This window comes from Pantoea sp. PNA 14-12, from assembly GCF_004364735.1.
Lineage (GTDB): Bacteria > Pseudomonadota > Gammaproteobacteria > Enterobacterales > Enterobacteriaceae > Pantoea > Pantoea stewartii.
The window spans coordinates 304,582-316,646 of the sequence record NZ_SOAJ01000005.1; the positions used below are offsets into that span (position 1 = coordinate 304,582).

General features: G+C 50.7%; 9 protein-coding genes. 3 read left to right on the forward strand and 6 right to left on the reverse strand.

What is annotated here, in order from left to right; all coding sequences use genetic code 11:
* Positions 1-39: 39 nt before the first annotated feature.
* A complete protein-coding gene (locus C7434_RS18115) occupies positions 40-1,971 on the reverse strand; it encodes a methyl-accepting chemotaxis protein (protein WP_033742407.1) in 1,932 nt (643 codons plus the stop codon).
* Between the two features lie 156 nt (positions 1,972-2,127).
* Between C7434_RS18115 and C7434_RS18120 the strand changes: the two genes are divergently transcribed.
* The gene (locus C7434_RS18120) at positions 2,128-2,466 is read left to right on the forward strand and encodes a cupin domain-containing protein (protein WP_033742406.1); all 339 of its coding nucleotides are present in this window, start codon (positions 2,128-2,130) and stop codon (positions 2,464-2,466) included.
* Between the two features lie 349 nt (positions 2,467-2,815).
* Here C7434_RS18120 and C7434_RS18125 read toward each other — a convergent pair whose 3' ends face one another.
* The 3 genes from C7434_RS18125 to C7434_RS18135 form a co-directional block, all read right to left on the reverse strand.
* Positions 2,816-3,130 carry a YebG family protein gene (locus tag C7434_RS18125; RefSeq protein ID WP_033742405.1) on the reverse strand — a complete coding sequence of 105 codons (315 nt, stop codon included), beginning with the start codon at positions 3,128-3,130 and terminating at the stop codon, positions 2,816-2,818.
* Between the two features lie 113 nt (positions 3,131-3,243).
* On the reverse strand, positions 3,244-4,038 hold the full coding sequence (locus C7434_RS18130; RefSeq protein WP_033742404.1) for an SIR2 family protein: 795 nt from the start codon (positions 4,036-4,038) through the stop codon (positions 3,244-3,246).
* The gene (locus tag C7434_RS18135) at positions 4,035-4,595 is read right to left on the reverse strand and encodes a non-canonical purine NTP pyrophosphatase (RefSeq protein ID WP_033742402.1); all 561 of its coding nucleotides are present in this window, start codon (positions 4,593-4,595) and stop codon (positions 4,035-4,037) included. Before C7434_RS18135 ends, C7434_RS18130 begins: the two co-directional genes overlap by 4 nt.
* Before the next feature lie 1,775 nt (positions 4,596-6,370).
* On the opposite strand from C7434_RS18135, the gene C7434_RS18140 reads away from it, so the two are divergent.
* Positions 6,371-6,766 carry an H-NS family nucleoid-associated regulatory protein gene (locus C7434_RS18140; RefSeq protein ID WP_006121986.1) on the forward strand — a complete coding sequence of 132 codons (396 nt, stop codon included), beginning with the start codon at positions 6,371-6,373 and terminating at the stop codon, positions 6,764-6,766.
* Between the two features lie 60 nt (positions 6,767-6,826).
* On the opposite strand, the gene C7434_RS18145 is transcribed toward C7434_RS18140, so the two are convergent.
* Entirely contained in the window at positions 6,827-7,906 is a 1,080-nt protein-coding gene (locus tag C7434_RS18145) for a site-specific integrase (RefSeq protein WP_033742617.1), read from the reverse strand.
* Between the two features lie 1,071 nt (positions 7,907-8,977).
* Here C7434_RS18145 and C7434_RS18155 point away from each other — a divergent pair.
* Complete coding sequence (locus tag C7434_RS18155) at positions 8,978-9,178, forward strand: hypothetical protein (protein ID WP_133745747.1); 201 nt, start codon at positions 8,978-8,980, stop codon at positions 9,176-9,178.
* Between the two features lie 335 nt (positions 9,179-9,513).
* Here C7434_RS18155 and C7434_RS18160 read toward each other — a convergent pair whose 3' ends face one another.
* A complete protein-coding gene (locus tag C7434_RS18160; protein WP_133745748.1) occupies positions 9,514-12,054 on the reverse strand; it encodes a DUF2309 domain-containing protein in 2,541 nt (846 codons plus the stop codon).
* Positions 12,055-12,065: the final 11 nt, after the last annotated feature.

The window sequence follows — 12,065 nt, forward strand, 5'->3', positions numbered from 1 at the left end:
CGCGATGTGCGCGGGTTGTTTTTATTCAGCGGCTTTCACTTAACGGAATTGCTGCACCGTCTGGGCCAGCTGTTGCGCCTGATCTTCAAGCGAACTGGCTGCCGCCGACATTTGTTGCACCAAAGCCGCGTTTTGCTGCGTGGTTCCGTCCATTTCATTTACCGCAATCGTCACCTGACTGATCCCTCGCGCCTGTTCATCTGACGCGGCAACGATTTCGTTGATGATACTTTGTACAGAGGAGACAGCCTGGGTCATTTCATGCATCGTTTTGCCTGCCTCATTGACCAGCGTGACGCCGCTTTGTACCCGGGCACTGGACTCCTCAATAAGCGCGGCAATGTCTTTGACCGCACCGGCACTGCGTTGCGCCAGGTTTCTGACCTCAGAGGCCACTACCGCAAATCCGCGCCCTTGCTCGCCCGCCCTGGCCGCCTCAACGGCTGCGTTGAGCGCCAGGATATTGGTCTGGAAGGCAATGCTGTTGATCATGGTCGTGATATCGCCAATTTTCTTTGAGCTGTCATCAATTTGCGACATGGTCTGTACCACCTGGCCCACCAGGTTTTCGCCCCGGCTGGCAATGGTTGTCGCATTTCCGGTCAGGTGCGTAGCCTGCTGGGCGTTATCCGCGTTCAGGCGAACCGTGGCGCTGATTTGTTCCATGCTGGCTGCTGTCTCTTCCAGTGCTGCCGCTTGTTGTTCGGTGCGCGAGGCTAAATCCAGGTTGCCGCTGGCTATCTCACTGGCCCCCTTTCTGACAGACGCGCTGGCATCTTTAATCTGGCCCACAATGGATTGCAACTGGCTCTGCATGGTGTGCAGGGCGTAAAACAGGCTGGCGTTGTCACCGTGCGCGACCTGAATATCATTGCTCAGTTTGCCTTCCGCAACGGCCAGCGCAATGCGGGCTGCTTCTGCGGGTTCGCCACCAAGCGGGCGCATTACTTTGCGATTAAACAATAACCCCAGTACGGCACCTACCAGCAGGATGCTCACAAGCATTAAACCGATAGCCCAATAGAGCTGGCGGTTCGCGGCGGCCATGACCTGGCTGACAGGTGCGACAATTCCCACATACCAGGGCTTATCGCTGTTGCCTGTCACCACCGGATACCAGGTGTACATGGCTCTTTCACCCAACACCGGATCATCATGTTCGACGATCTGACGGGTAAAATTGTCTTTGTCGCCTTTCCATTCCTTACCAGCGTCATTTTTGACAGGTGACGATACCACTTTGCCACTGTTCGAAAGCAACAGCGCATAACCCGTATCCTGCCAGGGTTTTATCTGGTTCACTTTTTGCTGTAATGACGCAAGCGAAATATCCGATGTGACCACCGCCATGAGCTTGCCTTGATCGATAATGGGTGAGGCAACCGAGGTCAGTAAGGTTGGCACGCCGTTGTACGGGTAGCTGTAGGGCTCTATCAGGGTATCTTTACGCGACTGTTGAGGGACCAGATAATAATCCCCCTGGCCAGGCGTCAAATAGGAGAGCAGCGGATGCATGGCATAGTTGCCGGACTGATCGCGGTCAACAAACCAGGCATAGCGGCCCTGAGGTGGCTGTCCTTTCTGACCAACAAACTCCGCATCGCGACCGTCAAACGCGTCAGGTTCAAAAATCACGGACATAGAGAGATAGTCAGGGTTGGCCCTGAGGGAATACTCCATAATTTTGTCGGCAATTTTCCGGTCATTAACGCCCGCTTTTGGTAAGGCAATCAGGCTTTGGCCAAGGCTGTGTGCCATATCGCGCGCGTAACTCAGCTCTTGCTGAATCTGCAGGCCGCGACTTTGTGCAATCTGTTGAAGATAATTTTCCGCTAAGTTTTTTTGCTCTTTTGCCGATTGCCAGCTCAGGACGCCAATAGTGACGGTAAAACCAAGCGTAATAGTCAGGCCACCGGCAAGCAGCATCTGGGTGCGGGTGGTCAGTGTTTTTTTTGCGGGTTGAGAAGTCATGCGGATTCCCCTGAAATCGATCGGCTTAATTGACTTCCCTGCCAGACAGACGCTTTTATGTTCCTTAAGGATCTATCGGCGCTCAATAAACGAACTTTAATTCTCATGACTCAAGTCAGACCTTAATCACAACGTTCATCATCAGGGGGAAAGCGCATGATTTCGAAAGAGAACACAGAACATTATTTCTGGGGTGAGCAGTGTGAGGGTTGGCATCTGCTTAAAAGACACGATCTGAGCATTATTTATGAGCAGATGCCGCCTGCAACACATGAAATACGGCATTATCATGTGCGATCGCGGCAGTTCTTTTTTGTGCTGGAAGGCCAGCTCAGCCTTGAGGTGGAAGGTGTGGTGCATCATCTGCAGACGCAACAGGGAATTGAAATTCCCCCCGGCGCAAAACATCAGGCTCGCAATATCAGCGATAACAGCGTCACTTTTTTAGTCATTTCTCATCCCACAACGCGTGGCGATCGTCACGATGTCGTCTGAACACCGGGCGGGAAAGTGAAATTTTGGTAACTTATCGCGATGATTTTGACCTGAAACAATAAACGGGCGAAAAAAATATGTCAGTTTGTGCCCTCTTTTTTGGCGGGATTAAAACCGGACTTATTCATGTGGAATCATACTGGCTGGCTTCACAGCTCTGCGCTTTGTTTTGGCTGGCTTGCCAGATATCTCCATCACTACGCTTTTGCCATCACACATTTGACTGGCTGATCGTAATGCAGGCAAGCACGGCGTAAACCAGTCAGTGCGCGCGAAGCGTTATGGGGAGAGCGTTGTGCGGGATAACAGGCAGGCAGTTCACAGGTAATGAACTGCCAGGAATGAACCATCAGGCCGCTTTAACGGCGCGGACTTTTTTCTCAGTTTGCGCAGTCGCGTCAGCTGTTTCTGACACATTTTGCGCCGTGCCAGGTAATTTGCTGGTGCGAAGAATATGCTGTACCGCGTCTTTTTGCTCTGCCAGCAACAACCCTAAGGTTTCAGCCTGAGATTCGTCCATATCGGCCTGGTGTGCCAGTAACCAGTCGGTGAACGCCTCTGCCATATCCAGCATTTTGTCGTAGGCATCGGCCTCTTTCTTATTGGCAAATGTCATCTTCTCTTCACCCTTTCTGACTACTACAAATTTGGTTTCGACAGCCATTTTATTGCCCTCACATACTGTTTATTTATACAGTATAACACAGTCGGCGACGTTTTCCAGTGAAGAAAAGACACAACGGTTTAACCTGCCCTGCTTACGCCATTCGGTGTGCATCAGGCCAGTAATTCTTCCATAAACTCAGCCAGCGCTTTACGGGGATCGTCCTCTTCCGACACGATCATTTCGATTCCCCATTGCCCCAATACTTCTTTTGCCACCGGGTTATTGCGATTGGTAAAAAGGTAAGATTTGGGTCGGGCGGTTGCCAGGCCTGTGCGCCCCCACATTTTTGTCAGCCGATAGAAGAGCAGACGAATATTAAAATCACTGATGCTGTAGCCAACAAACAAAACCGAATTGCCCATGACATCATGGGTCAGCTTGATATCTAACGGCGAATCAAAATAGAGGCGTTCAAAGTAGCTGCTTTCATCCAGTACGATAGAAGTATCGTCATCAAAGTCGCCATGAAGTTTGATGATATGACGTTTATCTTCGGTGAGTGAAACCAGATCGGCTGCATTCGCCACTTTTGAATAAGGCACGCCATGGGCCTCATGCGCGGCTTCCAGCCACCGATCGTAATTCGTGGTATAGATGCGTGAAAAGTTGCCCTGAGTGATCATGGTATGAATTTCAGAGCTGCGGACATCAATATCAGGCCGGTGCCATTCGCGATCCATCCAGCTTCGTAACGGTCCTAACGAACCTTTTTTCTGCTTGTAGTACTCAGCCAGAGAGAGGTGCGTACCGTAAGTATTAAAAATTTTCGGATCGTACCCCAGCTCATTAGCCAGATGAGCGATAAGCTCATGCCATTCAGGCAGGCCGAGATTACGGGAAAGACCGGCTCCGGCAAACAGAATGAGCTTGCCGGAATCGTATGCGCGTTTGAGCTCAGGTTTCATGCCACGCCTCGTGCAGTTTTTAAAAAGGCAGCAAAACGATCCAGCGCAATGCGACGGTTGGAAATTTCGTTTTTCTTCTCGCCCATCTCAGCGAAGGTTTGATCGTATCCTTCGGGAATAAAGATACAGTCCCACTGGAATCCATGGGGACCGGCAGGTTCAGGTGCAATAGTGCCGCGCAATTCGCCGAAAAACTGGTACATTTTGCGTCCGTCGCAATAACCCAGTACGGTTTTGGCGGTTACACCCTGACTGTCGAGGCCCTGTACCAGCGATGCAAAGCGATCGGCACCGAGGCGATTCCAGAAAATACGCGTCAGCCCCGCAGGCAAACCATTCAGGCCATCCAGATACAGCCCGGTGTGCTCAACAAAAAGCGGACGTCCGATAATAGAGAAGGCCTTCGTCAGTTTATCTCGCACTAAATCCAGTTCATTTTCCGTTTGAATTTCTTCAATGCGACGCGCGATGGGTACGACGTCCACGCCCACAGGTTCCAGTATTCCGCGGACCTCCGCCAGTTTTTGCTCATTGGCCGAAAGGAATCTGATTTTCATGCTTCTTCCACGTTGATTACGCTGCCTCAGTCAAATTTATCATTGAGACAGAACAAGAGGTTATCGCTGGTGAGTGTAGCGCAAATTCGCGCCTTTCTGGCGTGAACATTTGCGCAAAACGCGGGGTTACAGAGTAGAGCGGATAAAACAGAACAACGCAGGACGTGAATAAGTCCGAATAAGGCATGATGTAAAACACCGCTCCGTTTAATAAGCACCCGCTGCATTGGCTATTTAAAGACACACAATCTTTTGCGCATCGTCTGCGTTTTTGCACCTTTCCAAAGCGCGGAAATACCGTAAGCCACAGAGAAACCGGCCGCGAAGTTCTTTCAGGGGCTCTGTTCGCCAGCCAGACTGATGCAGGCGTCATCATAGTGCTGACAGTATCAAGTCACTGACGTTTTATTTTCCATCCAGTGCCTGACAGATGAATCGAAAATATTACGCATAGCATAAGCCGTTTATCCTGCGCTCTTTGTTCCGTTCGTCAAAGCCGCATCACTCGTCAGGGGCTGAACCTGTCTTTCACTGGCAGAGAGTGCTCTGGCGAGGCTGTATAAAAGAATCGGGAAGAAAGTCGGACGTGACGCCCTGACAAGGACCTGTGTATTTATCGGTGGCAAAGCTGTTTTGCAAACGGCAGCGATGAACGTTTATATCTTTTATTGCTAATGTACGGCATGTGCAGACCAGTGCCGCCCTTCACACCGACTGTTCACCCTTCCGGCATTTCAAAATTCATCCTGAGGAAAATGATAAAGACGCCGCACTACGCATGTTTATGTGAAAAGCGGTTTTGAATGGTTCCAGAAACCCCCTGCACGTTATTCTGTCAGACAGAGCGACTTACTTTTCAGACGTGGAATGAAAAGCATCCCATAGCGGAAAAGATGACAATATCCGCCTTAGCGAAAAGTGCAAGAATCTAATGGCAGCAATACGTTGTGTTTTCATAAGCAAACGGCATCACGTCCGCAGCCATATAAATGTTGTTGATCTGATAAATTCTTATAGCGACGATAACCTCCCGACTGGCTTTAAGTACAGTGACGGAGAGAGGCCATCAGGATGATATTAGCTACCCGTTTTTATTCTTGCCGTCACTTGTCAACGCTCCGCTTATAGCTCTGCTTTACAGCACGAAATGAGTGATTAAACCTTAAGACAGACAGGCGCGCGTACCCACAATGTTATCCATCATAGCGATCTATATTGCGCTGACTAACCGTGTTAAAAGAAGGATTTGTCCTGTAAGAAAAGTTGCAGACTTCAGTAATCGTCTGGCTTCACAAAAACTAATCCCGTGAACAGGAATGAACAAGACGGTTAACGCATTATCCGGCGATTAAGACACAACCATTTTGGAGCAGAATGAAGATAAGGACAATTTATCATGGGGAATTATTAACCTGACGTTATCATTTACCTGCGCTGGAATGAAGCGACTTTATTATGCCGTAATATCCCTGTAACTGGTAAGGAGGCAATGCATTACACACTGATTTTTATTGCTTTTTTAAGTAAATAAATGGGCGTTATTTTCAATACATCACCGTAATATGCTACCGTTTATCACCTGGACCTCAACGAAAAAGGCGCTGACAATGCGTCTGGCATTTAAATTTTATGTATGTTTAATGCGTTTAAAATGCCGTAATAATCCTAAGCGGTAACAAATTTGTACATTTCAGACAGAAGAGATATTTCTTTCCTTGATTATTTTTCGTAGAATGACCCTGTTTAAATATTCGCTGTAATTTAAGGATTAACCAATGGATGCGCTCAAAGCATTAAATAACCTTCGTATTCTACGCGCACAAGCCCGGGAAATTGAGCTTGATGTGTTAAATGAAATGCTCGAAAAGCTTTCTGTCGTTGTCGCTGAACGCCGTGAAGAAGAAGAAGCTGAGCAAGCTATGCTGCGCGAGAAAGCAGATAAGTTAGCTAAGTATAAAGAAATGCTGATGAATGACGGCATTGATATTTCTGAACTGGTTGATTTGCCCACAGAGACAAAAACAAAAGCTAAGCGCGCACCTCGCCCTGCTAAATATCGCTATACCGATGAAAACGGTGAAACTAAATCGTGGACAGGCCAGGGCCGTACACCATCGCCAATTAAAAAGGCGCTGGACGCTGGCGGTTCGCTTGACGATTTCCTGATCTGACAAAATGCGCGGTATTGATTTCGATACCGCGCATTTTATTGGAAACATTGTTTTAAGAGATTATCTGCTCATCATCATTATTGATGAACTGGCTAATTGTAGCGTCTCATTCTCATACCGATGAGGGAGATGATGGTAGCTGTCGCTTTCAGTAATACGCTCAACCGTTTCTGAATACCGCTCCAGCGCAGTCCGCATTTGCACAACATAATCATGCGTATCGTAAACCCGATCGATTCCCTCTAATGCATGATTCATAATTTTTCTTGCCACATCGTTTGGCGTGTCCAGCGCAGCGAGTTTCGAACGTGCCGTTCGACGTAAATCACGCGGCGTGAAAGGTTCCAGCCCTAATCCCCGAGGCGCACGTAACATCCGGCGCAGTGCCTGATTCAGCGCACCTTTCGAAAGCGGCTGCATAACATCACGCGGCGCAGGTACGAGCCAGGGAGAAGCCGGATCGCTGGCGGCAATTAAGGCCTCAATACAACGGCGCATTAACGCTGAAATGGGTAAAGTATGTTCGCGCTGGGACTTGTTACGTGTTCCCTGCTTCCATAATCCGGATTGCAGATTAAATTCTGATTTCCGCGCCTGAACAACTTCGTCAGGCCGACGGGCACTGACCAGACACAGACGTAAGGCCCAGCGTACCTGTTCTGACAACGACCAGTTATCCAGACCATGCCAGAAAACCCAAATCTCCGCGTCTGACAGTTGCCGGCTTCGTGGAGGTGACGCACGGCCCGCAATATCACGTTTCCTCAGTGAAGCCACGGGCGAATGCGCCAGGTAACCCTGCATTTCGGCCCAGGACAAAAACTGTTTAGTCAGAGCAAAAACGCGCCGGGCTTCCTCTTTTTTACCTTCAGAAATCAGGATGTTATAGAGCCTGTTTAATCGTAAACGCGTCAGGTTTTTTAGCGGTAAAGTGCCAATATTCGGCAACACATGCCTGAGTAGTGATGATATGGCAATTTCGGGACGACGTCGGGTGACAAGCAACGACAGTTTTACCCACACGCGGATAACCTGCTCCACTGTTCCTTCGTCGCCAAAATTATCCAGATCAGACAAGGAAGCATGTCTGATCTGATTGAGCCAACACATAACGTGACGGCCCACATGCGGCGATGTCATTTCTGTCAAAATTTCTGCCACTGCCTCTCCTGATCGTAAAACTGTCGGCCAGATTCTACCTTCCAACAATCTGTGACTCCAGACCTGTTAAGTCTGGAGTCACAACGGCAGCGCTGTGCGCTTTTTAAGAAAGTCATTAAGGAAAAGACTCTCATTCTTTTTGAATGGATTGGTTATTAAACCCGCAGAGAACAACGCGATAAATGATGGATTATTTCCACAATGGCGCTATCTCAGAAGATAAAGACGATGAATGGGATACGTCAGCTAACTGCAAAGTATGCGGTCAAAAATTAAGCGATGCGTTTTGTGTCTTCGACAGCTATTCGCTGAACATAGATCCGGGCAGGAAAGCTCTGCGCACGTTCAGATGAACAGGCGCTGTAATAGCAAGTGAGACAGCTTCACTAATATCAGGAGGCGCAGATAAATTACGGGATTCTGATCGTCGTGCTACCGCTTCATGAGTACGCCCCCTGCCATAAATTATGAGGCGCACCACCAGCAAGATCTCTGCAATACCTGGCTCGGGCTACGGGAGAGATTATCGATAACAAGGCACTCTCGGGTTGACCATGTGGTCAGAATGCATTTGATACAGCGGCACTGCACTCTAACATTGAAAATGAAACAATTGCGCGTAACACCAGCCGCTTCAGCTCTTGCTAAACGTATAGTTAAAAACTCGTCCGTTTTGAGTTTGCACAGTCAGCGTCTTTCCCGCCGATGTATCCAGGGCCCTGGCCTGACTGTATTTCCACATCATGACCTGCTGCCCGTTGGGATAAGGTGATTCTGTATCAGGCGGTCCAAACATACGAATGAGCTCCGCGCGTGTCGTCTGACCGGGTTTAATCTTCTGAATAGTCGCCGTATCGAAATTGTGTCCCACAGAGTTAGAACATGCAGCAAGAACCCACACCAGGCCCATGATAATTAGTGATCGCATTACGTTGTTCCCGGAGATGAGTTTGACATGCGTTGCATCGCGCTGTGTTACAAGGGTTGTACTATCTTCTTATGATATCGGCAAAATAAGCATTCACTGCAATAAATGTCCGAATGCGTATTATGGCCTACAGACCGCCCGATGGCGTACTAAAATTCCGTACTGGCATGTCGACATTATTAAAAACATTGCGTGATGAATTACCGCTGCTCTCTGTCAATACGATTTCCGCTTTCGCCACCGCGAGACAAAGGCTGAAGGTGACGGCTATGGCCGTGCTGCATGTGGACGACTCGCCTGTTCACCCTGACGACAGTCGTTAATTCTGCCGCCTGAATGACATCGATAAATCCCTATTTTTCAGGTGGTTATCCAGAAATCACCCTTTAAAACACCCATTCAATTTCGTGTGCAATACAGGATTGATCGCCACGTCATGCTGAACGCCAGCTTACCGGAAAAAAAATGCAGGCCGTTAACTGGCCTGCTCGCGTTATCCTGAAAATGGTTGGAACGATTTTTATGTCTGTAAAAAGGGGGACAACTGCCCCTTTGTACAGAATAAAAAAATCACTTACTAGTTACACTGTCACTTTTTTTTGGTCTGGCAGACAGTCGCTTCATTTTTTTCAGCGAAGGCCTTAGCACACAGGCGTTCTTATAGACTCTCCAGATTCAGTGAAAGCCAGTTACCCTGTGCATAGCGTGCCAGACCGGCCTCTTCAAAGCGCCAGAGATGGAGCCAGCCGTTATCGAGCAGTTTCCGGATAACCTCATGCTTACTAATCACTGTGTCAATGGCGCTTTGCGGCGCGTCGATAACAACGGTCAGGCGCAACGGCTCGTGCATCCAGTGCTCGCCGTCATGGAGCGACTGACGTGATAAACCGATCCGCAGATCGCCGCCATTGCCCTCAAAGACACCGATACGGCCCCCCACTACGTTGTGCAGCACCTTATTACCGCTCCCCAACCTTTGCGGATCGCATGTGGACGCGTGGTACTGCCAGTTGATCCAGTGTGTGACCAGCATGGGTGCGGTCATCAGGCCTTCCAGTAAAGTACCATCACTATCCTGACTCGCATCGTAGTCATGCAGAAAGCTGCGCCCGCCCAGGACTACGCCACGACTTCTGTGACGAGGGGCAATGAGAAAGGCTGCGTTGCCCGAAAGTCCCCATTCGGGACGGGTTTGCGCCCCGTCATTAGCGCGACGGCGTAGTTGTCCGAGCAACACATCTTCGGGCGCACGCGGGTCCAGCTTAAGGGCGGGTGCCCGCTCGCGGCGGACCTGATCACTGGCTTGATTAAAAATCGGTTGCAATCGCTCACAGCGGGCGCGGGCATCTTGCGGCAACAAATCAAGATCAAACCACTCGATTTCATCGGTAGTGGTGTTGTGCAGGGCGGCCACAAACGCCGTAGAGTCCGGAATCACTGTTCCTTGCGCTTGCAGCCCCTGGCGAACCTGTGGTTCATTAAGCAATTGCGCCAGGCTGCGTGCATTCACTTCACCGGTCTGGCCACAACAGGCACCACAGTCCAGTGCCGCTGCGTGGGCATTGTTAGCTGACTGGCTGCCATGTCCCACGAGGAGCACTATAGGTGCCAGATGCTGTTCCAGGCCCATGGCATGAAGAACCCCGGCAGCGAGCTTAACTTTAGCCTCAGTATCCAGCCCAACCAGTTGTGGGCGGCACGTCTCCCGAAACCGCGCAGGTAAGCCAGCAAGATCATCTCTGGCACGTGCTTTATTGCCCGGGCGTAACCAGTTTACCAGCTTGACCGAGTAGCCCAGTCCAACCGCTTCCACAAACGAGAAGGCAGCCCCCGGCCAGCGGCTAATCGCATTCCATTGATCGGCCATGGCAAATCGGGCGTGACGCGAACGACTGGCCTGGCTTTGCAGTGCCGCATCGTCTTTATATTGCGAACCCGCCTCCACGATACGGTCAGCGACCTCCAGGGAAGGCGCAAGTAAGCCGGGTAACTGGGGACGGCGGGCTTGCGTGCCCAGCGGTGTGTAGGCAACGGGAAGGCCAAAGAATCCTGCACAACCGATGGTCTGTATACCAGCACTCACGGTCTCAAGCGCACGGCGCAACGGTTCACTGCGCACATCAATGCAGAAAGCAGCCTGAGTTTCGATTGCCTGATGTTCCGTACCATGACCTTTTGCCAAGGCCAGCCGATGCGCCAACTCACGCTGATAGCCAATCTCCAGCGCCAGTTGCCATACTTCGTCAACCAGCATCGCATGTTCCGCCGTCTCCAGCACCTGGTGAGCCTGTTTCCAGGCGTGCTGAAGCGAAGCAAGCGCGTGCCGGGTTGCTGCATCATCTTTGCATTCCAACAGGATTACGCCCCAGGCTAAGCGAATCGTCAGCAACTCGCGCAGGTGTGGGTCCTTACCCCCCGCCAGTCCCGCCTGCCAGCTCAGACAGGCACACCAGGAAGCCCACCCATTCACGGTAAGCAGTACCGATTCCAGATAATCCGCCCATACAGCTTCAGGCAGGCCCAGACGTGCGATAAGCCAACGCTCCGCATCGGTAGCATTATCGGGTAAGGCATTGATAGCATTTGTGATATGGGGCAACCCCATTAACAAACCGATACCCTGATCGTGCCCCAGCGTATCCCGCCAGAAGGCATATAAGCCCTGCCGCTGAGGCTGCCAGTTCGCCTGATCTTCATCGAAGTAGGCGGCGCAGGTTTGACCAACCTGGTGCGTGATAGCCTGCCGCCAGGATAATCTCTGGTGCCGATCAGGATCGTTGTCGAGCACATCGATTAGCAGCGGCAATTGCACTGGTGAGGTTCTTGCCTGTAACGCATCCAGGCACTGTTCAGCCGTCAGACCGGTCGCTTGTGCTTCGGGCAGCTGATGTAGCGCCAGATTGAGATCGGCAAGGCTGATACGGCCCTCGCGCCAGGCCAGGAACTGCTGATCGCGCGATGGGAATACCCGGATACCGCCGAGTACCGCCATCCGGGCGGCCACCCTGCGTACCGGCATGCCAATACGCGACCAGTGAGGGTTGACAGCAATGGCGCGATCCAGCGGCCATGTTGGTGCAATCGCCTGGCAGGCCTGGCTGCAAGCCTGCTCAATTGCAGCATGCCGGGAACAGGCGTTTTGTGTCGATTGCGTCAGGCTCGCCGAACCGGTTTTTTCGTTATTGACTAAGGTATCCATCAGTAGGCTCT

What these genes read in the sequence shown, in the direction of transcription:
- C7434_RS18115 (WP_033742407.1), bottom strand. Translation starts at nt 1,971, where the DNA reads ATGACTTCTCAACCCGCAAAAAAAACACTGACCACCCGCACCCAGATG.
- C7434_RS18120 (WP_033742406.1), top strand. Translation starts at nt 2,128, where the DNA reads ATGATTTCGAAAGAGAACACAGAACATTATTTCTGGGGTGAGCAGTGT.
- C7434_RS18125 (WP_033742405.1), bottom strand. Translation starts at nt 3,130, where the DNA reads ATGGCTGTCGAAACCAAATTTGTAGTAGTCAGAAAGGGTGAAGAGAAG.
- C7434_RS18130 (WP_033742404.1), bottom strand. Translation starts at nt 4,038, where the DNA reads ATGAAACCTGAGCTCAAACGCGCATACGATTCCGGCAAGCTCATTCTG.
- C7434_RS18135 (WP_033742402.1), bottom strand. Translation starts at nt 4,595, where the DNA reads ATGAAAATCAGATTCCTTTCGGCCAATGAGCAAAAACTGGCGGAGGTC.
- C7434_RS18140 (WP_006121986.1), top strand. Translation starts at nt 6,371, where the DNA reads ATGGATGCGCTCAAAGCATTAAATAACCTTCGTATTCTACGCGCACAA.
- C7434_RS18145 (WP_033742617.1), bottom strand. Translation starts at nt 7,906, where the DNA reads ATGACATCGCCGCATGTGGGCCGTCACGTTATGTGTTGGCTCAATCAG.
- C7434_RS18155 (WP_133745747.1), top strand. Translation starts at nt 8,978, where the DNA reads ATGGCCTACAGACCGCCCGATGGCGTACTAAAATTCCGTACTGGCATG.
- C7434_RS18160 (WP_133745748.1), bottom strand. Translation starts at nt 12,054, where the DNA reads ATGGATACCTTAGTCAATAACGAAAAAACCGGTTCGGCGAGCCTGACG.